This is a genomic window from Demequina sp. NBRC 110054 (assembly GCF_002090115.1).
Taxonomy (GTDB): domain Bacteria; phylum Actinomycetota; class Actinomycetes; order Actinomycetales; family Demequinaceae; genus Demequina.
In genome coordinates this window covers 1090117-1116230 of the sequence record NZ_BBRK01000004.1, presented here as the reverse complement: position 1 = coordinate 1116230, position 26114 = coordinate 1090117, and the positions used below count along the sequence as shown (strand labels likewise).

At 71.3% G+C, this 26114-nt stretch carries 24 protein-coding genes; 11 read left to right on the top strand and 13 right to left on the bottom strand.

All coding sequences use genetic code 11. The annotated features are described in order from the left end of the window. From B7K23_RS05135 to B7K23_RS05105, 7 genes are all read left to right on the top strand, one after another. Positions 1-897 (top strand): carbohydrate ABC transporter permease, encoded by an 897-nt coding sequence (locus tag B7K23_RS05135; protein WP_084125299.1) that lies wholly within the window; start codon positions 1-3, stop codon positions 895-897. Continuing rightward, entirely contained in the window at positions 894-3164 is a 2271-nt protein-coding gene (gene yicI, locus B7K23_RS05130; RefSeq protein ID WP_084125298.1) for an alpha-xylosidase, read from the top strand. The genes B7K23_RS05135 and yicI overlap by 4 nt, the downstream gene beginning before the upstream one ends. 261 nt (positions 3165-3425) lie before the next feature. Then, positions 3426-6614, top strand: coding sequence for a lamin tail domain-containing protein (locus B7K23_RS05125; protein WP_084125297.1), 3189 nt, complete (start codon positions 3426-3428; stop codon positions 6612-6614). A gap of 134 nt (positions 6615-6748) precedes the next feature. After that, positions 6749-7966, top strand: coding sequence for an O-succinylhomoserine sulfhydrylase (gene metZ, locus B7K23_RS05120; protein WP_084125296.1), 1218 nt, complete (start codon positions 6749-6751; stop codon positions 7964-7966). 74 nt (positions 7967-8040) lie between these two features. Next, on the top strand, positions 8041-8505 hold the full coding sequence (locus B7K23_RS05115; protein ID WP_084125295.1) for a hypothetical protein: 465 nt from the start codon (positions 8041-8043) through the stop codon (positions 8503-8505). A 121-nt stretch (positions 8506-8626) separates the two neighbouring features. Beyond that, positions 8627-9214 (top strand): hypothetical protein, encoded by a 588-nt coding sequence (locus tag B7K23_RS05110; protein WP_084125294.1) that lies wholly within the window; start codon positions 8627-8629, stop codon positions 9212-9214. After that, complete coding sequence (locus tag B7K23_RS05105; protein ID WP_084125293.1) at positions 9211-10398, top strand: PrsW family intramembrane metalloprotease; 1188 nt, start codon at positions 9211-9213, stop codon at positions 10396-10398. The genes B7K23_RS05110 and B7K23_RS05105 overlap by 4 nt, the downstream gene beginning before the upstream one ends. Here B7K23_RS05105 and B7K23_RS05100 read toward each other — a convergent pair. From B7K23_RS05100 to B7K23_RS05085, 4 genes are all read right to left on the bottom strand, one after another. Beyond that, positions 10374-12686 carry a cation-translocating P-type ATPase gene (locus B7K23_RS05100; protein WP_084125292.1) on the bottom strand — a complete coding sequence of 771 codons (2313 nt, stop codon included), beginning with the start codon at positions 12684-12686 and terminating at the stop codon, positions 10374-10376. The genes B7K23_RS05105 and B7K23_RS05100 overlap by 25 nt on opposite strands. 147 nt (positions 12687-12833) lie before the next feature. Further along, positions 12834-13052 carry a heavy-metal-associated domain-containing protein gene (locus tag B7K23_RS05095; RefSeq protein WP_084125291.1) on the bottom strand — a complete coding sequence of 73 codons (219 nt, stop codon included), beginning with the start codon at positions 13050-13052 and terminating at the stop codon, positions 12834-12836. Between the two features lie 159 nt (positions 13053-13211). Further along, positions 13212-13583 carry a heavy metal-associated domain-containing protein gene (locus tag B7K23_RS05090; RefSeq protein ID WP_084125290.1) on the bottom strand — a complete coding sequence of 124 codons (372 nt, stop codon included), beginning with the start codon at positions 13581-13583 and terminating at the stop codon, positions 13212-13214. Further along, positions 13580-14062: a MerR family transcriptional regulator gene (locus B7K23_RS05085; RefSeq protein ID WP_084125289.1), complete on the bottom strand. Its 483-nt coding sequence runs from the start codon at positions 14060-14062 to the stop codon at positions 13580-13582. Before B7K23_RS05085 ends, B7K23_RS05090 begins: the two co-directional genes overlap by 4 nt. 155 nt (positions 14063-14217) lie before the next feature. On the opposite strand from B7K23_RS05085, the gene B7K23_RS05080 reads away from it, so the two are divergent. Both B7K23_RS05080 and B7K23_RS16060 read left to right on the top strand, forming a co-directional pair. Beyond that, positions 14218-14916 (top strand): aspartate/glutamate racemase family protein, encoded by a 699-nt coding sequence (locus B7K23_RS05080; RefSeq protein WP_084125288.1) that lies wholly within the window; start codon positions 14218-14220, stop codon positions 14914-14916. Positions 14917-14954: 38 nt separating this feature from the next. Further along, on the top strand, positions 14955-17333 hold the full coding sequence (locus B7K23_RS16060) for a TIM barrel protein (RefSeq protein WP_200809768.1): 2379 nt from the start codon (positions 14955-14957) through the stop codon (positions 17331-17333). Between the two features lie 40 nt (positions 17334-17373). Here the strand turns inward: B7K23_RS16060 and B7K23_RS05070 are convergent, their stop codons facing one another. Continuing rightward, complete coding sequence (locus tag B7K23_RS05070; protein ID WP_084125287.1) at positions 17374-18351, bottom strand: GNAT family N-acetyltransferase; 978 nt, start codon at positions 18349-18351, stop codon at positions 17374-17376. A 121-nt stretch (positions 18352-18472) separates the two neighbouring features. On the opposite strand from B7K23_RS05070, the gene B7K23_RS05065 reads away from it, so the two are divergent. Continuing rightward, entirely contained in the window at positions 18473-19501 is a 1029-nt protein-coding gene (locus B7K23_RS05065) for an LLM class flavin-dependent oxidoreductase (protein ID WP_084125286.1), read from the top strand. 160 nt (positions 19502-19661) lie between these two features. Here B7K23_RS05065 and B7K23_RS16095 read toward each other — a convergent pair whose 3' ends face one another. The 4 genes from B7K23_RS16095 to B7K23_RS15680 form a co-directional block, all read right to left on the bottom strand. Beyond that, positions 19662-20456, bottom strand: coding sequence for an ASCH domain-containing protein (locus tag B7K23_RS16095; RefSeq protein ID WP_307175362.1), 795 nt, complete (start codon positions 20454-20456; stop codon positions 19662-19664). Between the two features lie 57 nt (positions 20457-20513). Next, positions 20514-21218 carry a phosphoribosylformylglycinamidine synthase subunit PurQ gene (purQ, locus tag B7K23_RS05055; RefSeq protein ID WP_084125285.1) on the bottom strand — a complete coding sequence of 235 codons (705 nt, stop codon included), beginning with the start codon at positions 21216-21218 and terminating at the stop codon, positions 20514-20516. Between the two features lie 2 nt (positions 21219-21220). Beyond that, positions 21221-21472 (bottom strand): phosphoribosylformylglycinamidine synthase subunit PurS, encoded by a 252-nt coding sequence (purS, locus tag B7K23_RS05050; protein ID WP_084125284.1) that lies wholly within the window; start codon positions 21470-21472, stop codon positions 21221-21223. A 74-nt stretch (positions 21473-21546) separates the two neighbouring features. Continuing rightward, entirely contained in the window at positions 21547-21996 is a 450-nt protein-coding gene (locus tag B7K23_RS15680; protein ID WP_159451316.1) for a septum formation family protein, read from the bottom strand. A gap of 169 nt (positions 21997-22165) precedes the next feature. Between B7K23_RS15680 and B7K23_RS05040 the strand changes: the two genes are divergently transcribed. After that, positions 22166-22870 carry a trimeric intracellular cation channel family protein gene (locus tag B7K23_RS05040; protein ID WP_084125283.1) on the top strand — a complete coding sequence of 235 codons (705 nt, stop codon included), beginning with the start codon at positions 22166-22168 and terminating at the stop codon, positions 22868-22870. Positions 22871-22910: 40 nt separating this feature from the next. On the opposite strand, the gene B7K23_RS05035 is transcribed toward B7K23_RS05040, so the two are convergent. From B7K23_RS05035 to purD, 4 genes are read right to left on the bottom strand one after another with little or no spacing between them, the layout of a single operon-like run. Then, complete coding sequence (locus B7K23_RS05035; protein WP_084125282.1) at positions 22911-23402, bottom strand: hypothetical protein; 492 nt, start codon at positions 23400-23402, stop codon at positions 22911-22913. Positions 23403-23443: 41 nt separating this feature from the next. Further along, positions 23444-23878 carry a hypothetical protein gene (locus tag B7K23_RS05030; protein ID WP_084125281.1) on the bottom strand — a complete coding sequence of 145 codons (435 nt, stop codon included), beginning with the start codon at positions 23876-23878 and terminating at the stop codon, positions 23444-23446. A gap of 58 nt (positions 23879-23936) precedes the next feature. Further along, the gene (locus B7K23_RS05025; protein WP_084125280.1) at positions 23937-24833 is read right to left on the bottom strand and encodes a phosphoribosylaminoimidazolesuccinocarboxamide synthase; all 897 of its coding nucleotides are present in this window, start codon (positions 24831-24833) and stop codon (positions 23937-23939) included. Further along, entirely contained in the window at positions 24833-26110 is a 1278-nt protein-coding gene (gene purD / locus B7K23_RS05020; RefSeq protein ID WP_084125279.1) for a phosphoribosylamine--glycine ligase, read from the bottom strand. Before purD ends, B7K23_RS05025 begins: the two co-directional genes overlap by 1 nt. Positions 26111-26114 lie beyond the last annotated feature (4 nt).

The following is a 26114-nucleotide window of genomic DNA, read 5'->3' as shown; positions in this document are numbered from 1 at the left end:
ATGACCACCACGACCGCATCGTCCGGCAGGACCAAGACGCCTGCCGCCCCCGAGAAGGGCAACAACAAGTCCCGGCCGCGTACCCCCGCCGAGTGGATCCTCATGATCCTCGCGGTGTTCGGCGCCGCGCTGATCGTCTTCCCGATGCTCCTGCTGCTGCTCAACGCGTTCAAGTCCCCCTCGGACTACGCGAACTCGAGCCCGCTGGACTTCCCCGAGGCGCTCGACTTCACCGGCATCCAGGCGTTCTGGGAGGGACAGAACTTCCCGCGCGCGCTGTGGAACTCGATCTTCATCTCCACGATGGTCGCGATCCTCGCCGTCATCCTGTCGGTGCTGAACTCGTTCGCGATCGGCATCGGCCGCGTGAAGGGCCGCACCTGGATCGTGCTCGTGTTCCTCATGGCGAACCTCATCCCCCAGGAGATGCTGTTCGACCCGCTGTTCAACCTCTACGACGACCTGGGCCTGCTGTCCAACCCGTGGTCCGTCATCATCACCTTCACGGTGATCCAGGCGGCGTTCGGCACCTACCTGCTGTCGAGCCTGCTGGGCACGTTCCCCAAGGAGATCCTCGAGGCCGCGGCCGTCGACGGCGCGAGCCGCGCCAAGATCCTCCGCTCGGTGATCGTGCCGATCATCCGGCCGACGCTGTCCGTCCTCATGGTGTTCTTCTTCATCTGGACGTGGAACGAGTTCCTGCTGCCGCTGGCCTTCCTCAACACGTCCGACTCGCTCACGGTGCCGCTGCTGCTCGAGCAGCTGAACGGCGAGCGTCAGACGGACACCACCACCCTGATCGCGGGCACGCTCATCAGCATCATCCCGACGATCATCTTCTTCCTCATCTTCCAGCGCACCCTCACGCGCGGCATCACGGCAGGAGCAGTGAAGTGAAGTTCACCGACGGATTCTGGATGCGGCGACCCGGCGTCACCGCGCACTACGGCCAGGAGGCCTACGACGTCTGGGCCGACGGCGCGACCCTCGAGGCCTACGCCCCGACCAAGCGCATCGTCGGGCGCGGCGACGTGCTCAACCTGCCGATGCTCACGGTCACGCTGTCGTCGCCCCTCGAGGGCATCGTCCGGGTCCGCATCGACCACCACCAGGGCGCGCACCGGTCCCCCGGCTTCGCGCTGCCGGGCGCGGTCGAGGGCACGGGCACGGTGCACACGGACGATGCGGGAGGCTCCCTGGTCTCGGGCCCGCTGACCGCGCGGGTCACCAAGGGCGCGCCGTGGCAGCTCGACTTCGAGGTGGACGGGGTGCGGGTCACGGGCTCGGGCCACAAGTCGATCGGCTACGTCGAGCTCGGCAAGGAGTCGACGGTCACCGCGGAGCCCGCGGGCGTCACCGGCTACACCGAGGACGGCATGGCGCCGGCGCGCACGTACGTGCATGAGCAGCTCGACCTCGACGTCGCGGAGACGATCTACGGCCTCGGCGAGCGCTTCGGCGCGTTCGTGAAGAACGGCCAGAGCGTCGACATGTGGAACGCCGACGGCGGCACGAGCTCGGAGCAGGCCTACAAGAACATCCCGTTCTACCTGTCCTCGAAGGGCTACGGCGTCTTCGTGAACCACCCCGAGCACGTGAGCTTCGAGGTCGGCACGGAGACCGTCGAGCGCGTCCAGTTCTCGACCGCGGGAGAGTCGCTCGAGTACTTCATCATCGCCGGCCCCACGCCCGCCGACGTGATCCGCCGCTACACCGCGCTCACCGGCCGCCCGCCGCGCGTGCCCGCGTGGTCGTTCGGCCTGTGGCTCACGACGTCGTTCACGACGGAGTACGACGAGGCGACCGTCACGAGCTTCGTCGACGGCATGGCCGAGCGCGATATCCCGCTGTCCGTGTTCCACTACGACTGCTTCTGGATGCGCGAGTTCAACTGGACCGATGGTGTCTGGGACGAGCGCACGTTCCCCGACCCCGAGCTCATGCTCAAGCGCATGCACGAGGACAAGGGCCTGCACGTCTCGGCCTGGATCAACCCGTACATCGCGCAGCGCGGCAAGATGTTCAAGGAGGGCGTCGAGCGCGGCTACCTCGTGAAGCGCCCCGACGGCACCGTGTGGCAGTGGGACCAGTGGCAGGCGGGGATGGCGCTCGTCGACTTCACGAACCCCGAGGCCAAGGTGTGGTTCCAGGACTTCATCCGGGGCCTCGTCGAGCAGGGTGTCGACGCGATCAAGACGGACTTCGGCGAGCGCATCCCGACCGACGTCGTGTGGCACGACGGCACCGACCCGATGACGATGCACAACCTCTACACGCAGCTGTACAACGAGGCGGTGTTCGAGGTTCTCAAGGAGGTCAAGGGCGAGGGCGAGGCCGTGCTGTTCGCACGCTCCGCGACCGCGGGCGGCCAGACGATGCCCGTGCACTGGGGCGGCGACAACTCGTCGTCCTACGTGTCGATGGCGGAGTCGCTGCGCGGCGGCCTGTCGCTGCTGTCCTCGGGCTTCGGCTACTGGAGCCACGACATCGGCGGCTTCGAGGGCACCCCCGACGCGGGCGTGTTCAAGCGCTGGCTGGCCTTCGGCCTCATGTCGAGCCACTCGCGACTGCACGGGTCCTCGAGCTACAGGGTCCCGTGGGCGTTCGACGACGAGGCCGTCGACGTCGCGCGCACGTTCACGAAGCTCAAGCTGTCGCTCATGCCGTACCTGTTCCGCACGTCGGCGCAGACCGCGGAGTCGGGCCTGCCGATGATGCGGCCGATGTTCATGGCGTTCCCCGGCGACCCCGCGACGCAGCACCTGGACCGCCAGTACATGCTGGGCGACGACCTCCTCGTCGCGCCGGTGTTCACTGCGACCGGCGACGTGACGTTCTACCTGCCCGAGGGCACGTGGACGTCCCTGCTCACCGGCGAGAAGGTGGCCGGCGGCCGCTGGGTCAGCGAGAACCACGGCTTCGAGTCGATGCCGCTGTACGTCCGCGAGGGCGCGGTGCTCCCGCGCGGCACCCGCACGGACCGCCCGGACTACGACTTCCTCACCGAGGTCGAGCTCGAGGTCTACCCGGGCGCCGACGGCGACCGCAGCATCGTCCTCGAGGGCGCCGACGGCGAGACCGACACGGTCACCGTGACCGTGCGCGGCGACGTCGCCACCGCGGTGTCCGCATCGGGACGCGAGTACACGGTGAGGGTCATCTGACCCCCGTCTGAGCGAAGGAGCCCCCGCCGGATGGCGGGGGCTCCTTCGCGTCGGACCCGTCTTCGTCTCCCCGGCGCCTGGGGCACCCGCGCACGACACCGAGCCCGCCGCCGCATCGTCCCTGGTGAAGCAATGGTGAGCGCCGTCACCGGATAGCCATCTGGCCGTCACCTGAAGTTCCGCTGGCCTCGATACGTTCCCCCTCGTCTGCACTCGAGGCGCGCGGCGTGTGCGCCTCCCACCGATGAAGGGGATGCACACATGCGCATGGGACGCATCGCCGCGGCCACCGCCGCGGCCGCGATGGGACTCGGAGGGACGCTCGTCGCGCTGCCAGCAGCGGCGGACGTCGCGCTCCCGACCGTCGCGATCAACGAGGTCGACTCCAAGGGCGACCCTGAGGACTGGGTCGAGCTGTACAACTACGGCGCTGAGGACGTCGACCTGTCCGGCATGTACCTGCGCGATGACAAGGACGACGACGAGGACCACCTCCAGTTCGCCGAGGGCACCACCCTCGCCGCGGGCGCCTACCTCCTGCTCGACAAGGACGACTTCCTGTTCGGCATCGGCAGCGACGACACGATCCGCCTGTTCGCCACCGACGACGAGACCCTCGTCGACAGCTACGCGCTGACCGGCAACCCCGACGACACCGCCAACGCGTGGGGCCGCTGCCCCGACGGCACCGGCGACTGGGCCGAGCTCCCTGAGACGCCCGGCACCGCCAACTCGTGCGACGAGGAGGCCGCGACCGTCGAGGACTCGCTCGTGATCAACGAGATCGAGTCCGACGGCGACGACAGCGTCCTGGCCGGCGAGGACTGGATCGAGCTCATCAACACCTCGGACGAGGACCTCGACGTCAACGGCGTAATCGTCATGGACGGCAAGACCGAGGACGCCGAGGAGGACGCCTTCACGATCACCGGGCTCGAGCCGATCCCCGCAGGCGGCTTCGTGGTCCTCACCAAGTACGACGACGACACCGAGACCGGCGACTTCGACTTCGGCCTGGGCAAGGGCGACACCGTGCAGCTGTTCTCGGCCGGCACGGCCCTCGCGGAGATCGCCTCCGGCGCCGCGACGCCGTTCGAGACCTGGACCTGGCCCGAGGGCAACCACGCGGCCGTCACCTACGGCCGCTGCCCCGACGGCACGGGCGAGTTCCACGACACCGTCTCCCCGACCCCCGGCACGGCCAACGACTGCGACGGTGCGACGCTGGTCGAGGCCAGCGGCGAGCCCGACGACTACTCGGGCGATCTCGCCATCAACGAGGTCGAGTCCAACGGCGACGACACCGACTGGGTCGAGGTCATCAACCTGACCGGCTCGCCGATCGACATCTCCGGCTGGTCCATCAAGGACAACGACGACAGCCGCACCGACGTGGTCCCGGACGGCACCGTCGTCCCGGCCTACGGCATCGTCGTGATCGACCAGCAGTCGGCGACCTACCCCGAGGGCTTCGACTTCGGCCTGGGCGACGGAGACACGTTCCGCCTCTACGACCTGTCGGGCGAGCTCGCCGCGAAGGCGACGTGGGACGCGCACGCGAGCGTCACGTGGGGCCGCTGCCCCGACGGCACGGGCGACTGGACCGACACCACGGTGTCCACGCAGGGCGAGCCGAACGACTGCTCGGTGCCGATCCGCGTCAACGAGGTCGAGTCGAGCGACGACGCCGACGGGCCCGACTGGGTCGAGCTGACGAACATCGGCTCGACGACCGTCGACCTCGCGGGCCTGGTGCTCACGGACGACGACACGGCCGACCACCGCTACACGTTCACCGAGGGCTCGCTCGCGCCGGGAGAGTTCCTCGTAGTCGACAAGGACACCTTCGACTTCGGCCTGGGCGGCGGCGACGAGGTGCACCTGTTCGATACCGACGGCACCACCGAGCTCGACTCCTACGCCTGGACCGAGCACGCGGCGACCACCTACGGCCGCTGCCCCGACGGCACCGGCGAGTTCGAGACGACTCTCGCACCGACGCCGGGCGACCAGAACAGCTGCGAGGGCATCGTCAACTCGTCGCCGTGGCCCGGCGGCGAGGACGTGTCGGTCCTGGACGGCGCCGACGACTTCACCGGCGACATGTCCGGCATCGACTACGCGGCCTCTGGCACCGACGAGCCCGGCACCCTGTGGGCCGTCCAGAACGGCGATGGCCTGCTCTACCACCTGGCCGTCGACGGCGCGATCCTCGACCAGTGGACGCTGCGCTACGGCGACGGCACCGGAGTCGTCGACGCCGAGGGCGTCACCGTGACCGACGAGGAGGACGTCGTCTACGTCTCGACCGAGCGCAACAACGACGCAAGCTCGGTGAGCCGCCCGTCCGTGCTGCGCTACGACGTGACCGGCAGCGGCACGCTGTCCGCGACCGACGAGTGGAACCTCGCTTCGCTGCTGCCGACACTGTCGGCCAACGGCGGCCTCGAGGGCGTCACGTGGATCCCCGACGCGTGGCTCGTGGACGAGGGCTTCGTCGACGAGTCGACCGGGCTCGCCTACGACCCGGCCGACTACGCCGACCACGGCAACGGGCTGTTCGTCGTGGGCGTCGAGACCACCGCGGCGGCATACGTCGTCGCGCTCATGGACGACGGCTCGTCGGTCCTGATCGCGACGATCTCGACCGAGTCCGTCTCGTTCGACCTCGTAGCCGACGTGCAGTTCTCCGGCGCGGGCGCGCTGTGGGTGGTCTGCGACGAGGCCTGCGACGGCCGGATCGCGCTGTACACGATCGAGGACGGCGCGTTCACGGTCCAGGCGCTGTACGACAACCCCGCCGGCATGGACGACGGGATCGCCAACGAGGGCTTCGCGATCGGCGACTCCACGGTGTGCGTCGACGGCTCCGTCCCGACCTACTACGCGGACGACGCCGACACCGACGACTACTCGCTGCGCACGGGCACCCTGCCATGCGTCGGGAACGTCGGCACCGCGCTCGACTCGGCGGACGTGTCCGACGACGACGGCACGGAGGACGGCTCCGACGACGGGGCAAGCGACGACGGTTCCGGAGACGGTTCCGAGGGCGAGTCGGGCACGGCGGGCTCCGGCTCCGGCATCTCCGCGCCGTCGTCGGCGACGCAGGGCGAGACGATCACCATCCAGGTCGGGGACGACGACGAGTACGCGGGCGAGGAGGTCTCGGCCGAGATCCACTCGGACGTGGTCGACCTCGGCACGCTCACGGTCGCTGCGGACGGCACCATCCAGGTGACGATCCCCTCCGACATCGCCGTCGGCACGCACACGCTGTACGTGTACGACGCGGAGGGCGAGCTCATCGGCTCGGCCGACATCACGATCACCTCGGCGGCCCTCGCCGCGACAGGCGGCGACGCGACCGGGCTCGCGCTCGGCGCCCTCCTCGCGCTCGCCGGCGTCGGCGTGCTGATCGCGCGGCGGAGGCTGCCGCTCGCGGGCTGACGCAGCATGCCCCGGAGGGGCCCGGCGATCGTGCGGTCGCCGGGCCCCTCTGTCATGCATAGGCAACTCACGCCCGCTGGCCGCCCATCGATGTCGCCTGTAGGCAACTCACGCCCGCTCGGTACGCTGACCTCATGACCGACGCCGACGTCCCCGCGTTCCGCCCCGACACGCTCGCCGTGCGCGGCGGCCTCCACCGCACGCCCTTCGATGAGATGGCCGAGCCCATCTTCATGACGCAGGGCTACATCTATCCGACCGCCGCCGAGGCCGAGGCGGCGTTCGCGGGCGAGATCGAGCGCTACCAGTACTCGCGGTACGCCAACCCCACGGTGACGATGTTCGAGGAGCGGCTCGCCGCGATCGAGGGCGCGGAGGACTGCTTCGCGACCTCGACCGGCATGGCCGCGGTCTTCGTCTCGCTCGCCGCGGTGCTGAAGCAGGGCGACCGCCTCGTGTCCTCGCGCGCGCTGTTCGGCTCCTCGATCAACGTCTTCAACGACTACTTCGCGAACTGGGGCATCACGGTCGACTACGTCGACGCGACCGACCCCGCCGACTGGGAGCGCGTCCTCGCGACCCCCGCGACGGCCGTGTATCTCGAGTCGCCGACCAACCCGATGCAGGACGTCGTCGACATCCCGCACGTCGCGGAGCTCTCACGCAAGGCGGGCGCGCTGCTCGTCGTCGACAACGTGTTCGCGACCCCGCTCGGCCAGAAGCCGCTCGAGCTTGGCGCGGACGCCGTCGTGTATTCGGCGACCAAGCACATCGACGGCCAGGGCCGCGTCCTCGGCGGCGCCGTCCTGGGCGGCCTCGAGTACGTCGACAAGGTCCGTCAGCTGGTGCGCAACATCGGCACCTCGCTGTCGCCTTTCAACGCGTGGGTGCTCGGCAAGTCGCTCGAGACGATCGGCGTGCGCGTCAAAGCCCAGTCCGCGTCAGCACACGACCTCGCGACGTGGCTCGACGCCCACCCCAAGGTCGCCGTGGCCCGCTACCCGTTCCTGCCCTCGCACCCGCAGCACGACCTCGCGAAGGCCCAGATGACGCTCGGCGGCACGCTCGTGACGATCGACATCGCACTGCCCGAGGGCGTGGACCCGCACTGCGACGAGGCCAAGGCCGCGGCCTTCCGCTTCATGGACGCGCTCCAGGTCATCGACATCTCCAACAACCTGGGCGACGCGAAGTCCATCGCGACGCACCCCGCGACCACGACGCACCGCAAGCTCGGCGCCGAGGGCCGAGCGAAGGTCGGCATGTCCGCCGCGACCGTGCGCCTGAGCATCGGCCTCGAGGACGTCGAGGACCTCCGCGAGGACCTCGAGCGCGCACTCGCGGCCGTCTGACCAGGGACGATGCGGGGGCCGGGGACGATGCGGGCGTCTGGCATTCGCGTGCAGCCACAGGGAAGGCGGCGCCCGTGAGCAGGGCATCGGACGCGACCGCGCACGTGCGGGAGCGCGCGCTCACCGCGCCGGCCGCGGACTACGGCGCCCCGCTCGACGCCGAGGCGTGGCTCGCGGGGATGGACGTCGCGATGCCCGACGTCGCAGTGACGCTGATCTGCGGATGGGACGGCACCACATCGCTGCTCATGAGCACCGGTGGCGGGGTGGTCGGCGCGGGCACCCACGATGCCGTCCGTCATGCCGCGCACGCCTTCCTCTCGGAGGCGGGCGCGTGGGTCGACGAGATGCTCCCCCTGCCCGACCTGTCCTTCCCCGATCCGGGGCGCGTGCGGTTCTTCGTCCGTCAGGGCGACCGCTGCGTCGTCGCCGAGGCCGCGGACCTCGAGCTTGCCGAGGTCCGCCACGACCTCGCAGGGCTGTACGAGCTCGCGCAGGCGGTCGTCACGCAGATCCGCCGGACTGCCGCGCAGTCCTGACCGGCGCAGTCCTGACCCGCGCAGTCCCGACTCTCTCCACACCGAGCCTGACCGGGCCACGGGCTCGGGATATTCTGGACGCAGGCCCACAAGGTCGGCAGTCGAGCGGGAGGGAGAGCACATGTTCCTTCCCGAGACGGGCGTGACCGGCCGCATCCCCCTCTCGATCCAGCTCATCGGTCGCACCGGCTTCCGCAGCGCGCTGATCGTCGCGCTCATCGCGGTGTTCTACCTGGTCGGCCTGCCCATGATCGATGGCGCGCTGCGCGCCCCGTCGGTCGATGCCGGCCGCATCGTCGCCGCCCAGGGCACGAGCGTCGTCCCGCCCGAGGGCTGGGCGTACGACGCCGACTCGGAGACCTTCCACGTCTTCACCCAGGCCGGCGCGACCCTGATCGTGACGCCCGTGATCGCGGTGAGCGGCAGCCTTGAGGAGGCGATCCAGCCCACCCTCGACCAGCTCGAGAGCGACACCGAGGGCCAGTGGGTCGTGAGCGCGCCGCAGGAGTTCGAGACGATCGCGGGCGACCCCGCGATCCTGCTGTCGGCGCAGAACCCCACCGACGCTCAACTGGTGTGGATCGTGCAGCACGACGACCAGCAGGTGTCGGTCGTGATGACCTCGCCCGCCACCTCGCTCGAGACGGTGTTCGGGTCGGCACAGGCGCTCGTCGAGTCGCTGCGCTTCTCGAAGGCGAACAACTCATGATCGCACCTCGCACCACCTCCGTCCTCGACTTCCGCCACCCCGTGCTGTGGGTGGGACTGGTCCTCACCCTCGCCGGAGCCGTGAGGCTGGCCCCGGCCTTCTGGAACGCGCTCATCTCCGAGCCCGCGCTCGGCCTGCTGGCGTTCGCCCTGTGGTCGGCCTACAGCATCGTCGCGGGTCTGCTGATCTACCGCTTCGAGATGTTCGAGCGTCGCTCGCTGCGCACGACGACGGTCGCGTACGTGAGCGGCGCCGTGCTCGTCGCGGGCATCGCGATGGTCGCCGCCCCGGCCATGCACGGCATCCTCGCCTCGCTGCGCGGTGGCACCTCCCCGTGGGACTCGGCGATCGCGGCGCCCGTGGTCGAGGAGCCGCTCAAGATGCTCGTGGTCGCCGCGCTCGCGTTCATCCCGGGCGCGCGCGTGAGATCCGCGTCCGACGGCCTCTTCTTCGGCGTCTTCGTCGGGCTCGGCTTCCAGGTGACGGAGAACTTCCTGTACTCGACCCAGTGGTCCGCCCAGGGTGCCGAGGCCTCGGTCGTGCTCGAGACCTTCGTGCTGCGCGGCTTCGTCACGGGCCTGTGGTCGCACGCCACCTACACCGCGATCACGGGCGCTGCGGTCGGGTACTTCTTCGGCTCGGTGAGCGGCCCGGGACGACGCTGGTCCGTGCTCGTCGGATCGCTTGGCGCCTCGATGCTCCTGCACGGCTTCTTCAACTCGCCGCTGATCCAGCTGGGCACCGTGCCGACCGCGATCGTCAAGAGCGTGCCCGTGCTCATCCTCGCGCTCGCCACGCTGCGCTGGGTGCACATGCGCGAGCGGCGCGCGCTGCACCTCGACGCGCGGGACCTGGTGCCCGACGAGCACGTCAGCACCGTCGACTTCGCGAGCCTCGAGAACCGCCGCGAGCGCCGCAGCAACCGTCGCGACATGGCCGAGCGCTACGGCCCGGTCGCGGCGCTCGCGTTCGCGCGCTTCCAGCGCGCGCAGCTCGACGTCCTCATCACGGCGCACGACGACGGCGTGGGATCCGTGCGCTACAACCAGGCGATCCAGGAGCTCCAGCACGCGCGCAAGGCGGTCGAGGCCGCGGAGAGCGACGCGATCGGCGCGTCCGCGAGCGCATCAGCGACAGCGACGCCCTCGCGCGCGCAGGATCAGTCGGCCGACGCCGAGCGGTAGCCCGCGAAGCCCCGCAGCCGCAGCGAGTTCCCGACGACGAACAGGCTCGAGCCGCCCATCGCGGCCGCCGCGATCATCGGGTTGAGGATGCCGAGCGCCGCGAGCGGGATCGCCGCCGTGTTGTACGCGAAGGCCCAGAACAGGTTCCCGCGGATCGTCGACAGGGTGCGCCGGGACAGGGCGATCGCATCGGCGGCGGCGCGCAGGTCGCCCGACACGATCGTGAGGTCTGAGGCCTCGCGAGCCACGTCGGTGCCGGTCCCGACCGCGAGCCCCAGGTCGGCCTGGGCGAGCGCGGGGGCGTCGTTGATGCCGTCGCCGACCATCGCGACGCGGGCGCCCTCGGCCTGGAGCCCGGCCACCACGTCGGCCTTGTCGGCGGGGAGGACCTCGGCGATGACGCGCTCGATGCCGACCTCGTCCGCGACCACCTTGGCGGCGCGCATGTTGTCGCCAGTAAGCAGGACGACGTCGAGGCCGAGATCGCGGAAGGCCTCCACGGCCTCGTGCGAGGTGGGCTTCACGACGTCGCTCACCACGAGGATCGCCTCGGCGACGAGCGGCGGGCGGACGGCGAGCGCCCCGGTCCCCAGACCCCCGGACGATGCGGGGGCGCGGCCAGCGAGCACGGCTGTGCGGCCCTCGCGCTCCGAGGCCTGGGCGAGCTCCTCGATCTCGGCGGGCACCTCGTCGAACAGGCGGCGGGAGCCGACGTGCACCTCGGCGTTCGAGCCGTCGGCGGCCGCGCCCTTGACGGTCGCCACGACCCCCGAGCCCGCGAGCGCGCGGAAGCCCTTGACGGGGACGCGGCCGGGGCGGGAGTCCGCGATGGCCTTCGCGATCGGGTGCTCCGAGCGGGCCTCGACCGAGGCGACGGCGTCGAGCAGCGCTTCGGCCTCGTCCTTGTGGTCGCCCGCGGCCACGGCGGAGACGAGGGTCATGCGCCCCTCGGTCACGGTGCCCGTCTTGTCGAGGACGATGGTCGTGACCTCGCGCGTGTCCTCGAGCGCCTCGGGGCCCTTGACGAGCACGCCGAGCTGCGCACCGCGGCCCGTACCGACCATGATCGCGAGCGGCGTCGCGAGGCCGAGCGCGCACGGGCAGCTGATGATGAGCACCGCGACCGCCGCAGTGAACGCGTCGGCGGCGCCGTGGCCCGTGACGAGCCAGCCCGCGAGGGTCAGCACGCTGAGCGCGATCACCGCAGGCACGAAGATCCGCGCGACCCTGTCGGCGAGGCGCTGCACGCGCGCCCGGCCGTTCTGCGCCTCGTCCACCATCCGCGCGATCTGAGCCAGCATCGTCTGGGAGCCGACGCGGGTCGCCTCGATCGTGAGGGCGCCGTCCGTGGCGACCGTGCCGCCGACCACGTCGCCGCCGGCCTCCACGCGCACCGGCACGGACTCGCCGGTGACGAGGCTCGCGTCGACCGCGGCCTCGCCGTCGACGACGACGCCGTCGGTCGCGACGATCTCACCCGGACGCGTGACGAAGCGCATGCCGATCTCGAGGTCGGCGCGGTCGATGATGCTGCCGTCCTCGAGGGTCGCGGTGCTTGCCTGGTGGGTGCTGAGCGCGCGGATCGCGTCGCCCGCACGGGCCGACGAGCGCACCTCCATCCACTTGCCGAGCAGGATCAGGGTGACGATCACCGCGCCGGTCTCGAAGTAGACGTGCGTGTGCGCGAGTGCGCCGGTCGCGTGTCCCACGAGCACGACCGTCGACCACGTCCACGCCGCGACGGTGCCGATCGTCACGAGGGTGTCCATAGTGGTGCTGAGGTGACGGGCCGCGCCGATCGTCGCGCGGTGGAAGGGCCACGCGGACCACGCGACCACCGGGGTCGCGAGCGCGAGGGCCAGCCACTCCCATCCGCCGAACTGCAGGGCGGGGATCATCGAGATCGCCATGAGCGGCACGGTGAGGACCGCCGCGACCATGAAGCGACGGCGGTAGTCGGCGATCCGCGCGGCGTCGGACCTGGCGTGCTGCTCGTGCTCGTGCGCGAGCTGGTCGCCGTCGGCCTCCTGCGCGGGCACCTCGTAGCCGAGGCTCGCGATGGTCGAGCGCATCATCTCGGCGAGCACGTCGGGGTCGATCGTGCCGTCCGCCTGGACGGTGGCGCGGCGGGTCGCGAAGTTGACGTTCGCGTCGGCGACGCCGTCGAGCCGGGCGAGGCCGCCCTGGATCGTGGCGGCGCAGCTCGAGCACGTCATGCCCTCGACGGGGAGCGTGACGGGGGCGGCATTCGAGTCGGCTGCGGGGGCCGTGTCGGTGGGGGTGCTCATCGGGGTCTCCAGGGGAGAGAGGGTCTCACTGGCCTACAGGTGACATTTCTGGCGCCGAAGCGGGCATGAGTCGCCTACAGGAGACATCGCGTGCGCTGAAGCGGGCGCCCGCAGCGCACGGGAGACGTCGGGGGCGCGGCGCTCGGCTCAGGCGACGGTGTAGCCGACGCCGGTGACGGCCTCGTCGATCGCGAACTCGAGGTCATCGGCGGGCACAGTGCCGTCGATGAGGACCTTGACGGCGCCCGACGCGACGTCGATCTCCGCGCCGGCAATGCCGTCGGTGCCCTCAAGGACGGTGCGGACCTTATTGGCGCAGCCGCCGCAGGTCATGCCCTGGACGGTGATGTCGATGCTCGAGGCCATGGGAGCTCCTTCGGGTCGGGGCGTCCCTTCGAGGACACCGGATGATCTCGAGGTTAGACCTTCCAGTGGAGGGGAAGGTCAAGCGGTGGGACCCAGGAATGGAGGCCATGCGGGACGCCAGACGCGGACTCCGGCAGGACCGCAGGTCGCCCGCGAATCTCAGCGCTCGTCGACGACGCGGTAGCCGAGACCCGTGATCGCGGCCTCGGCGAGCATCTCGAGATCCTCGGCCGGCACCGTGCCGTCGGGGCGGAGCGCCGCGCGGTGGGTGACCGGGCTGACCCCGGCGGACGCGACGCCGGGCAGCTGGAGCAGGCCGTCGCGGATCGTCGTCGCGCAGCCCGCGCAGGTCATGCCGGCGATGCGCAGCTCGACGTCCTCACCCCCGGACGATGCGGGAGCACCGCCGCCAGGCTCGCCGTCCACAGGTGCGGTGTCGGCGACGGAGATCGGGGCGGTCGGCGCGGCGTCGCCCCCCGAGGTGAGCGCGGCGGGAACGCGACGCCGCGGCGAGGGCAATCGGAATCTCATGCGCCGGACCTCACGGGGATGGTGGCCCCGAGCATCGAGGGGCCGCGCGAGGCTCCGTGCGCGTGGCCGTGCACCCCGGCGCGGCCGGCCTCGATCACCTGGCACCGCGCGGGGTCGTTGCACGCGCCGGGATCGAGGTTCTCGGCGCGCGCCTGCATCGCGAGCAGCTCGGCCTTCGCGGCGAGCAGGCTCTCGATCTGGCGGTCGATGTCCTCGAGCCGGCGCTCGAGGAGCTCACCCGTGTGACGGCACGTCGACTCTCCCGCGCGCTTCATCGCGAGGATCTCGCCAGCCTCTGCAAGAGACAGGCCCGCAGCCTGGGCGTCGCGGATGAACCGCAGCTGATCGAGGGCGTCGTCGCCGTAGTCGCGGTAGCCGTTGGCGCCGCGCGGCACGTCCTCCATGAGGCCGATCGACTCGTAGTAGCGGATGGTCTTGGCGGTCACCCCCGCCCGGGTCGCGAGATCTCCGATGCGCATGCTTCCAGCATACTGGAAGGTCTAGGGGCGTCCGCGGAGAGCGGAGCGCGCACCTCCACACGCAGACCTACCAGGGCACCTCGTCGCCAGGACATTCCCGGCTGCGCAAAAGTACTTCTCGCCCAGAAGGCGTGCGGGGGTCTAGGGTCGTGGTCATGCGCACGTCACCGCGGAGAATCGGCCTGCTCGGGGGAATCACCTGGCACAGCACGCTTGTCTACGAGCGGCTGCTCCACGAGGGAGTCGCGGCGGCGATCCCCGACCGCACCGCCGACCTCGTGATCCGGCACTACGACTTCGGCGACGTAGGCCAGTCCCAGCACGCGGGCGACTGGGTCGGCCTTGCGCGCACCTTCGCGCAGGACGCGCGCTGGCTCGTCGACGGCGGTGCCGAGGCGATCATCATCTGCGCGAACACGATGCACGTCGCCGCCTCCTCGGTGCAGGCCGCGGTGGACGTGCCCGTGATCCACATGATCGACGAGACCGCCAAGGCCATCAAGGCGCAGGGCCTCGACACCGTCGCGCTGCTCGGCACCGGCTTCACGATGCGGATGCCGTTCTATCGCGAGCGCATGGCCGCGAACGGCGTCACCGTGCTCGTGCCGGAGGAGCCCGCGCTCGAGCAGGTCCACCAGCTGGTCTACAGCAAGCTGACCCACGGCATCGTGGAGGACGAGGGCCGTGCCCTCGTGAGGGACGCCACGGCGCGCCTGGTGGAGCGCGGCGCTCAGGGCGTGATCGCGGGCTGCACGGAGATCCCGATGGTGCTCACCGCGGACGACGTCGACATCCCTTACTTCGACTCTCTCGAAATTCATGCCGCCGCGGCACTGGAGTTCTGCCTCTCGTAAGCCGATATCTTTCCTGAACCCGAGAAGGAGAGAGGGCGATGACGCTTCCCTCGCGCGTGCCGCGGCCTGGCCGCGGCGCCCCCGAATGGGCCGCCCGCGACCAGCTGTCGGCGACCCATCTGCGGTTCGACGCGATCGACAGGGACGCGGCGTCGCACGCGGAGATGCTCCGCACCCTCGGACTGACGCGGGTCATCTGGGACAACTTCGACCAGGACCTGGGCTCGCGCATCGCGACGCTCGATGCGCTGCGCAGGGAGGGCGTCACCCTAGACGGCATCTGGGCCCCTCACCCGCTCCCCGACCTGGGTGAGCCCGGCTACGCGGGGCGCTTCGGCATCGTCCCTGCGGGGCTGCGCGGCCTCATGGACATCGTCACGCGACGAGGACTGTTCCCCGACCTGTGGGTGCCGATCGCATTCGAGGCGCCCGGCGCGCCTGCTCCGCTGTCCGAGCGCGGGCACGAGGTCGAGGTCGAGCGCGCCGCCGACCACCTCACGTCGCTCGCGCGCCTCGCGCACTCGCACGGCCTGTGCGTGATCCTCACGAACCACGGCGGCTGGGCGGGCGAGCCGCACACCATGCACGACATCGTCGAGGCCCTCGCGCGACGTGGCCTCAAGAACGTCGGCATCGGCCTGCAGCTGCATCACGCGCAGCACCACGCGGCGGACCTCGATGCGGTGATCGAGCTGCTCGGCGAGGCGCTCGTGGCGATCGTCGTCTCGGGCGTCGATGCGGGTGCCGAGCTGTCGGGCCGGCTCGTGCTGCCCTTCGGCGCCGGAAGCCGGGACCGATGGGTCTCGCACGTGCTCGTCGACTCGGGCTGGAACGGCAGGATCGTCGTTCACGCCGTCGGCCACGACGACGCGGCGGCTCGCCTCGCCGACAGCATCGAGGGCCTCGAGTGGGCCGTGGCCCGCGTCACGGGAGACCGCTCGCCGAAGCCGACACAGCGGATCGTCGAGCCGACGTGGCCCCCCGGCTGGGCCTGGCGACCCGACTCCGAGGCGAGCACCCCCGCGGGAGCGCCCCCGCGGGGACCGCTTCCCACGCCGTACGGGCAGCCCGAGCCCCGGCGGGCGATCGCGCGCACCGACGCGGCGGCCGCCTATGTCGACGGATCGCACGGAAAGCGCCCGCGGGTCGCCCCCGAGCCCGCCGCGCAGGCCTCACCCGAGCCCCCTGCACCGCCTGCAACCACTGCATCCACTGCAGCTGCACCGGTACCGCCGGCTTCCCCTGCGGCCGGACCGGTGCCGCCGGTCTCCCCCGCGGCTGCATCGGCGACGCCCGCAGCGCCCGCGCCCGCGCCCGCGCCCGCACCGACCGCATCGGCCGCAGCGGTGCCGTCCTCGCCGGCGGCTCAGGCGCCCAAGCCCACGGCTCCGGAGCCCCCGACTCTCACGCCAAGGCCGGCACCTGCGGACGCGCCCTCGCCCCCGCAGGCCCGCCCGACTCCTCCGAAGCCGGCCCCCGCACCCCTGCTCCCGCGGCGCCGCCCCGGCCTCGCCGCCGCGCAGTCGTTCCTGCCGCGCCGCCGCCGCACCGTCGTCATCGCGCCTCGACCCGGCGAGCGCATCGTCCTCACCGCCCCCGCGGCACTGCTCGGCCCTCCCACCGCGCCGACCCCGCAGGCGGCGCCGTCGGCAGCGACCCCGGCCGTCCCGAACCCGGCCGAGACCATCAGCCGGTCGAGCATCGACTCCGACGCCCCGGATCCCTACTCGGGTGCGCTGCACGCCCTGCTGACCCACCTCGAGAGCGTCGGCTTCCATGGCGCGCCGAGGTCCTTCGGCTGGGACGACCAGGGTCGGCACCTGGTCGAGTTCGTGCCCGGCACCAGGCTCGACAACCCGCGCGCGCCCGCTGAGGCGCTCGATCCGCAGCGCCTGGGCCGTTTCGTGCGGGAGATGCACGACGCCCTCGAGCACTTCGTCCCTCCCACCGACGCACAGTGGTTCGCTGGGATCCCGTCTCCTGGCGGCGACCTCGTGGTGCATCAGGACCTCGCGCCGTCCAACATCGTCCTGCGCGAGGACGGGACGCTCGCGGCGATCGACTGGGACGCGGCCGCCCCCGGCACGCGCCTGTGGGACCTCGCGCACGTCGCGCACGCATTCGCCCCGCTATACAGCGCGGACTCGGATCTGCGCGGGAGCACCGCGCGCCTGCGCGGCATCGCCGATGGCTACGGCCTGTCCGAGGCGGACCGGGAGAGGCTCGTGCCGCTGCTCGCCCAGCGCTCCGCCAGGATGTACGACTACCTCGAGGCGATGGCCCGCACCGGAACCGCGCCGTGGAACGAGCTGTGGGCGCGCGGCGTCGGCGACGTGTGGCGTCGCGACGCGGCGTGGATCCGCGCGCACGAGTCGGACTGGCGGTGGGCGCTGCTGTCCGGTGTCACGGTCGCGTGAGCCCCGGCATCGTCGCCGCCACCTGACCGAGCCCCGAGCGCTACCAGCCGATCTCGGCCAGCAGCTCCTCCGCCGTCTCCTTGGCGGTGCGGCCGACGTTCTCGACCACCACATCGTCCAGGTCCAGGTCCTCGAGGACCTCGTCCAGCTCGATCGTCCTGGCGTGCGCCCAGTCGCGCCAGTACCCCTCGGGTTCTCGCATATCGATCCGGCTCCTACGCACCTCGAGCGGCGCCGTGACGCGCGCGACCGTCACCTCCGGGGCGCCGACGTCGGCTGCGAAGGCACGCGCCCAGCGGGCCCGGTCGTCGGCGTCCTCGACCACGCGGGGGACGACGATGCAGCCGTAGCCGCGGTGCCGGTACACGGGCGCGATCTTGGCGATCGCGGCGAACATGAGCTCCTGGTGATACGGATCGTCCTCGCCGGCGGGCACGGCCTGGCACAGCGAGTCGGCGTCGATGAACGCCGCGCGGGCACCGCGCTCCCTGAGGGCATCCAGCACGCCCGCGGCGACCGCGGTCTTGCCTGCGCCGATCGATCCGTTCACGACCAGGAGCCGCGTCGGCAGCACCCGGCCGTAGCAGAGCGTACCCTCGTCGTCCTTCCACGTCCCGTAGTTGGTGATGCGCTCGTAGCCGACCCGCTCGTAGAGCTGCAGGGCCTCCGGCTGCTGATCGCCGCTCTCGAGGACGATCCGGGTCGCGCCAGCGCGCCGCGCGACCGACTCGGCGACGCCCATGAGCGCGCGCGAGTGGCCCCTGCCGCGGTGGTCGGGGCGGACGTAGAGGCGCTTGAGCTCGATCGCGCCGGCCTCGTGATACGGCGACCAGCGCAGCAGCACCGTGGCCACCGCCTCGCCGTCCGCGTAGCCCACGAGCGAGCGGACGAAGGTCGGGAACTCGGTCTCGATCACCAGGTCCGGGTCGTCGTATCGCTCCATCAGCTCGTGCTGCTGGTCGTGCCACAGGGCGAGGGCTTGCGGCTCGTCGGCCGCCACCTCGCGGATCGTGATCATGACGCCAATCTATCGCTGGAGGGCCGGCTAGCCGTGCGGGCGCCAGCGAGTGCCGGAATGGCGCGGTGCGGCCTAGTGTTGAGAGCGAGGGCCACCCCTTGAAATGCACAGCGGAGGAACGATGTTGAGGATCGGATTCTTGTCGTTCGGATGGTGGTCGGCCGCGCCCGGCTCCCGCGTCCGGACGGCGAAGGACGTGGTCGACGACACGATCCGCCTGGCCGAGGCCGCCGAGGACGCTGGGATGGACGGCGCCTGGCTGCGCATCCACCACTTCGAGCAGAACACCTCCTCCCCGTTCCCCCTGCTCGCCGCGATGGGCGCGCGCACGTCGCGCGTCGAGCTCGGCACGGGCGTGATCAACATGCGCTACGAGAACCCGCTGTACATGGCCGAGGCGGCCGCGACCGCGGACCTCGTCTCGGGCGGACGGCTCCAGCTCGGCGTCTCGCGCGGCTCACCCGAGCCCGCCGCGGATGGGCCAGACACCTTCGGCTACCCCCTGCCGGTCGGCATGACGCCCGCGGACGATGCGGCGGACAGGATCGCGCGCTTCCGCGAGGCGATCTCGGGCCAGGGGATCGCCCAGCCCGGAGCGCGCGCCCACGCGCTGCCCGGCGAGCTGCTCCCGATCCAGCCGCAGTCCCCCGGGCTGAGCGACCGCATCTGGTACGGCGCTGGCGGCAACGAGTCCGCGCGACGCGTCGGCGAGCTCGGCATGCACCTCATGTCCTCGACGCTCGTCGCGGAGGCGACGGGAGAGCCGATGCCCGTGGTCCAGCGCCGGCAGATCGAGGTCTTCCGCGACGCGTGGCGCGAGGCCGGCCATCCGGGCGAGCCGCGGGTGTCGATCTCGCGCTCGATCATGCCGATCGTGGACGACGAGACGCGCACCTACTTCGGGCCGCACCTCGAACGCGACCTCATGGGCGCGAACCGCGATCAGATCGGCGAGCTCGACAACGCGGTGTCGACGTTCGGCAAGACCTACGTGGGCGACATCGACAAGCTCGAGCGCGAGCTGCGCGAGGACGAGGCCGTCATGGACGCGGACACTCTGCTCGTCACGATCCCGAACCAGCTCGGCGCGGACCTCAACCGCAAGACCTTCGACGCCTTCGCGGAGCTGCGGAGCCGGCTCAGCGCCTGACACCACCCGCACCCGCACCCGACAGTTTGAACCAATCTCAGATCGACACGCCGCAACTCTGGGCCGGATCCGGCCCGCTGGCGGGGTGTCGGAGTCCAGATTGGTTCAAACTTTCTGTGGCGCGACCCGTCTCTGGCGCGTCGGGAGCCGCGCGCTACCACTACGGCCGCGGGTCGGCCTCCGAGTAGACGAGCGCGAACCGCTCGCAGACCACGGGCATGTCCCGCGAGAAGCCGGTCTCGGAGAACTCGTCCCAGAAGCGGGCGTGCACGACGCGCCAGTGGTGGAGCGACCGGTCGCCCTCGCCCTCGGAGGCGGCGTGCTCCTCGTCGACCTCGTCGAACTTCACGGTGCGCACGTCGGTGGTCTGGATCAGCGCCCGCGGGACGCCGTCACCGTCGACGATGATGTTGACCTCGCCAACCTCGGGCAGCGGGTCGCCCTCGGCCTCGAAGTCCCACAGCGAGGACGCGGTGCCGGTCTTGACGCCCGCGAGCACGAGCTCGAGCAGGCCCGCCGCGTGGGCGCGCGTGCCGCCGAAGGCCCAGGCCGCGGGGGCCTCCTCGGGCAGCGAGGGAACGTTCTTGCGGCACCGCTCCCAGAAGGAGGCGAGCGCATCGTCCTCGGACTCTGCGGGCTCCTCCTCCCACGACTCGGCGTCGCCGGAGAGGTCCTCGCCGTAGTGAAGGACCTCGGGCAGAGTCACGTAGAAGGGGTGCAGGAGGGCCTTCCACTCCTGGTAGTCCTGAGACTCGCGGAAGCCGACCTCGTGGTTGTCCACGGTCTCCCACTCGACCGTGAGCAGATAGGTCGACTCCTCCTCGACGCCGCGGCGCAGCGCGCTCGACACGTAGCCGCGCTGACGCGCGAGAAGGGGCTCGGCGGCGCGGAAGGCGCGCTCGAAGCCGGCCTCGAATCCGGGCTTGACGGGCAGGACGACGGACTCGACGATCACAGTTTCCTCTTTCGTGGCTGCGCGCAGGCCGTGGTCGGTGCACGCGGGCCCCGGACGCTACGCGAGCGTCAGCAGGCCCTTGATGGCGGACGTGAAGAACGCGAGGCCATCCGTGCCGGCGCGGCCGGACTCGACGGAGTCGGGCCCGAAGCCCTTCTCCACGGCGTGCTCGGGGTGCGGCATGAGACCGACCACGTTGCCGCGCTCGTTCGTGATGCCGGCGATGTCGCGTCGCGAGCCGTTCGGGTTCCAGCCGACGTAGCGGAAGGCCACGCGGCCCTCGGCCTCGAGCTGGTCGAGCGTGTACTCATCGGCGACGTACTGGCCGTCCTGGTTCTTGAGCGGGATGACGATCTCCTCGCCCGCCCGGTACTCCGTGGTCCAGCTGGTCTCCGCGTTCTCGATGCGCAGAGTCTGGTCGCGGCACACGAAGTGGAGGTGGTCGTTCTTGATCATCGAGCCGGGCAGCAGGTGCGACTCGGTGAGCATCTGGAAGCCGTTGCAGATGCCGAGCACCGGCATGCCGCCGTTGGCCGCGTCCACGACCTTGTCCATGATCGGCGCGAAGCGCGCGATCGCACCGGCGCGCAGGTAGTCGCCGTACGAGAAGCCGCCGGGCAGCACCAGCGCGTCGACGTCCTCGAGGCTGTCGGAGCCGTGCCACAGCGGCACGGCCTCGGCGCCGGCGAGGCGCACCGCGCGTGCGGCGTCGCGGTCGTCGAGCGTGCCGGGGAAGGTGACGACGCCGATGCGGGCAGTCATGCTCAGACTTCCTCGACGGCCACGGACACGACGTCCTCGATGACCGGGTTGCTCAGCAGGGTCTCGGCGGCCTTGCGGGCGGCGGCGAGCACCTCCTCGGTCACCTCGCCCTCGACGGTGAGCTCGAAGCGCTTGCCCTGGCGGACCTGCGCGAAGCCCTCGATCCCGATGCGGGGGAGGGCGGAGGAGACGGCCTTGCCCTGGGGGTCAAGGATCTCGGGCTTGGGCATCACGTCGACGACGATGGTGGGCATGCCTGAAGTCTACAAGCCCGCCGGAGCCCCCGAGCCGGGGTCGATCTCGGGTGCCGCGCGGGCGCCAGCAGGCCCTAGACGCCCGAGCCCTGGAACGACTGGGTGACGTCCTCGTCGACCGTCAGGAGGCACACGAGCTGGCGGTCCTCGATGTCCCAGCTGTCCTGCGTGGGGTAGATCGCGGAGTAGTAGATCGACGAGTCGTCGTACGCGACGCCGACGTAGGCCTGGAACTCGTCGAGGCACGCCGTCGTCACCTCGTCGAAGAGCGCCTCCTCGTCGAACTCGGTGAGGGTCGTGTCTGTCACGTAGTAGACCTCGGCGTCGTGAGCCTCGGTGCACTCGACGACGGGGATCGTGCCGACCTCGGTCTCGTCGCCGCTCACGACGCCGTCGGTGTCGAGGCACTCGCCCACCGCGAAGTCCTGCAGCACCGGACCGTCGATGATGCCCTGGATCGTCGAGCAGCCCGTGAGCGTCGCGGTCGCGAGGCCGAGCACGGCGAGAGGGGCGAGGGCGCGCATGGGGTTCCCTTCGATCAGGACGATGCGGTGGCCAGGACGACGCCGTGGCCAGGACGATGCGTGACGCACCGGGGTGGGCTCGAACCTAGCAGGGCCCCGCCACCCGTCGCACCGTCCGGTCGGCGGCCTCACGCCGTACGCTTGGACGTCGCCCGAAGGGAGGGACCCCATGGACCTGGTGAGCAGCGTCGCGACCGACGCGATCCTCGACGATGCGCTCAGCGCGCTGCGCATCGTGCTCGAGTACCTCGGCACGGTGGCCTTCGCCATCTCGGGCGCGGTCGCCGCGAGTCGACGCCGCATGGACCTGGTTGGGGCCGTGGTCCTGGCGGGCGTGGTCGCCGTGGGCGGAGGGACGATGCGCGACCTCCTGCTCGGGCAGCCCGTCTTCTGGATCGAGAACCCGGCCCTCGTGGTCGTCGCGGTCGGAGTCGCGCTCGTCATCGCGCCGTTCGCCCGCCGCCGCGACCTCGGCGCCTTCGCTCGCCACCGCATCGTCGAGTACTCCGACGCCGCGGGCCTCGCGATCTTCGTCGTCATCGGCACCGGGATCGCGCTCGACGTGGGCGCGCACCCGGCCGCCGCGATCATCGTCGGCATCGCCAACGGCGTGGGCGGAGGCGTGCTGCGCGACCTGTTCTCCGCGCAGGTGCCCGAGGTGTTCTGGAACGGCCAGCTCTACGCGACCGCCGCGCTCGGCGGCGCGATCGTCTACTGGGCGCTGTGGGCCGCGGGGCTGCCGCCGCTCGTCGTGTTCTGGCTCCCGCTGCTCGTGATCCTCGCGCTGCGCGTGCTGTCGCTCAAGCGCGGGTGGGGCGTGCCGTCCGTCGCGGTGGTCCAGAAGCGCGAACTCCAGAACGAGAGCCGGGCGTAAGGCACCCAAGCAACCCTCCGCCCCGACCGGGGCGCATCGCTCAGCAGATCCAGTCGTACTCGATGACATCCGTCGTGAGCCAGCCGTCGCTGACGCCGGAGTCGGACACCCAGTAGGCGAGGCCGCCCTCGTAGATCACAAACGTGCCGATGTCGTCTCCCGGCTCCGGGGGTGCGATCGAAGCGTCGGCGACCGCGCGCGGCGCGGAGGCCGCAGCGGCCCCGGGCCCCGCCCCGAGCGGCAGGTAGGCCGGGTCGACGAGGGCCGCGGCTTCGGTCACGCCCGCGTCCGCGAGGGGGTCGTCGGGGAAGTCCGCGAGGTTGGTCGGCTGGTACGGGTACCAGGCGACGCCGTCGATCGTCAGCGACTCGTCCCCGCACGCCGGGTAGTACTCGACGGCCTCACGCACGTCGAGCACGGCCCCCGGCGAACCATGGTCGCCGTACTCGTCGCGCGACGCATCGTCCCCCGCGCTGCACCCCGCGAGCGCGAGGCCTGCGAGCGCGCCCGCCAGAATCCCCCTGATCCCCATACCGGTACAACGCACGGCGGCGCGGAATGGTTGGGGTTCGCTCAGCACTGCCACCAGTACTCGAGCTCCTGATCGGTGAGCCAGGTCTCGAGGCCGCCGCTGTCCGAGATCCAGAAGGCGAGCCCGCCCTCGTAGATCGTGAGCGTGCCGACATCGTCGCCGACGCCCGGCTCGACCACGGCCGGGAGAGCGACGCGCGTGGTCCCGCCGCCCAGTCCGCCTCCGGTAGCGACCATCGCCTCGATCTGGGGGAACTCGTCGAGATTCGCGGGCTCGAACGGGTACCACGTCGTGCCCTCGTAGACGATCGGCTCGTTGCCGCATGCGGGGTAGCCGGCGACGGCCGGCACCGTCTCGATGACCTCGCCGGGCACGCCCAGGTCGAGCGTCTCGCCATACTCGACGCCCCCGTCGGGAGACCGAGCGCAGCCCGCGAGCACCGCCCCCGTGAAGGCCACCGCCGCGAGCCACCGCATCGTCCTCATGCAGTGTCGACGCCCGGGCGACCCGGAACGTTGGGGCACGACGCGTGGCTCAGTGCTTCGCGAGCCTGTCGAAGGCCTCGACATAGCGCTGCCGCGTGCGCTCGACGATGTCCGCGGGAAGCGCGGGAGGCGCATCGTCCGACTTCTTGTCCCAGCCCGACTCGGGCGAGGTGAGCCAGTCGCGGACGTACTGCTTGTCGAAGCTGGGCTGCGCGCGGCCCGGCTCCCACTCGTCCATGGGCCAGAAGCGGCTCGAGTCGGGCGTCAGCACCTCGTCGGCGAGGAGGATCTCGCCGTCGGCGGTGCGGCCGAACTCGAACTTGGTGTCCGCGAGGATGATGCCCTTCTCGGCGGCGATCTCGTGGGCGCGCGAGTAGACCGCGAGCGTGAGGTCGCGCAGCGCCTCGGCGTCCTCGAGCCCGATCTGCTCCACGATCGCCTCGAAGCTCACGTTCTCGTCGTGCTCGCCGACCTCGGCCTTGGTGGCGGGGGTGAAGATCGGCTCGGGCAGGCGCGAGCCATCGACCAGGCCCTCGGGAAGCGGGATGCCGCAGACGGTCCCGGACTCGTTGTACTCGACGAGGCCGGAGCCCGTGAGGTACCCACGCGCCACGCACTCGACGGGGAACATGTCGAGGCGCTTGCAGACCATCGCGCGCCCCTCGACCTCGGCCGGGACGGGCGCCTCGACGGTGTGGTTCGGCACGATGTCGCGCACCTGGTCGAACCACCACAGGCTCAGGCCCGTGAGGATGCCGCCCTTGCCGGGGATCTCGGTCGGCAGCACCCAGTCGTACGCGCTGATGCGGTCGGAGGCCACGACCAGGACCACGTCGCCGCGCGGGTGCGGCTCGACGGGCTCGTAGAGGTCGCGGATCTTGCCCGAGTAGACGTGCTTCCAGCCCGGCAGCTCGGGGGCGGTCGGCGGGACGACGTGACCGGGCATCAGGCCTCCAGGAGGTTCTCGCCCGCGGCGGCGCGCGCGGCGATGTCGCTGCGGTGGTGGGAGCCGTCGAGCTCGATCGGCGCGATCCCCTCATAGGCCTTGTCGCGGGCGGCGGTCAGGTCCGCGCCCTCGCCGACGACCGACAGCACACGGCCGCCCAAGGCGAGCAGGTGCCCCTCGCCGTCGGAGGACGTGCCCGCGTGGAGCACGTGGACGCCATCGATGCGCTCGGCCACCTTGATGCCCGTGATGCGGTCGCCCTTGCGCGGATCCGCGGGGTAGCCGTGGGCCGCGAGGACCACGGTGACGGCGGCGCCGTCCTTCCACTCGAGCGGCGGGATGGCGTCGAGGCCGCCCTGGGCCGCGGCCATGAGGACGCCGCCGAGCGGGGTGCTCAGCTGCGAGAGGACCACCTGGGTCTCGGGGTCGCCGAAGCGCGCGTTGAACTCGACGACGCGCGTGCCCTTCGAGGTGAGCGCGAGGCCGCAGTAGAGCACTCCGACGAAGGGAGTGCCGCGGCGAGCCATCTCGTCGACCGTGGGCTGGGCGACGGTGCGCACGACCTCATCCACGAGGCCCTCGGGGGCCCAGGGGAGCGGGGTGTAGGCGCCCATGCCGCCCGTGTTGGGGCCCTCGTCGGCGTCGTAGGCGCGCTTGAAGTCCTGCGCGGGCTGGAGCGGCACGACGGTCTTGCCGTCGCAGATGCAGAAGAGGGAGACCTCGGGTCCGTCGAGGTACTCCTCGATGACGACCTGGCCGCCTGCGTTCACGATCGCCTCGCCGTGGGCGAGGGCCTCGGCGCGGTCGGACGTGACGACCACTCCCTTGCCCGCCGCGAGACCGTCGTCCTTGACGACGTGCGGGGCACCGAACTCGTCGAGCGCCGCGGCGACCTGGTCCACCGTCGTGCACACGCGGGGCGCGGCGGTCGGGACGTCCGCGGCGGCCATGATCTCCTTGGCGAAGGCCTTGGAGCCCTCGAGCATCGCGGCCTCGCCGCTGGGCCCGAACACGGGGATGCCCTCGGCGCGCACCGCGTCGGCGACGCCCGCAACGAGCGGCGCCTCGGGACCCACGACGACCAGGTCGGCGTGGACCAGGGCCGCGAGCGAGGCGACGGCGAGGCCGTCGTTCGCGTCGACGGAGTGCAGCTTCGCGATCTCACCGATGCCCGGGTTGCCGGGGGCGGCGTGGAGCTGGGTGACGGCGGGGTCGAGGTGGAGCGCGCGGGCGAGCGCATGCTCGCGGGCGCCGCTTCCGACAAGAAGGACGATCACGCTC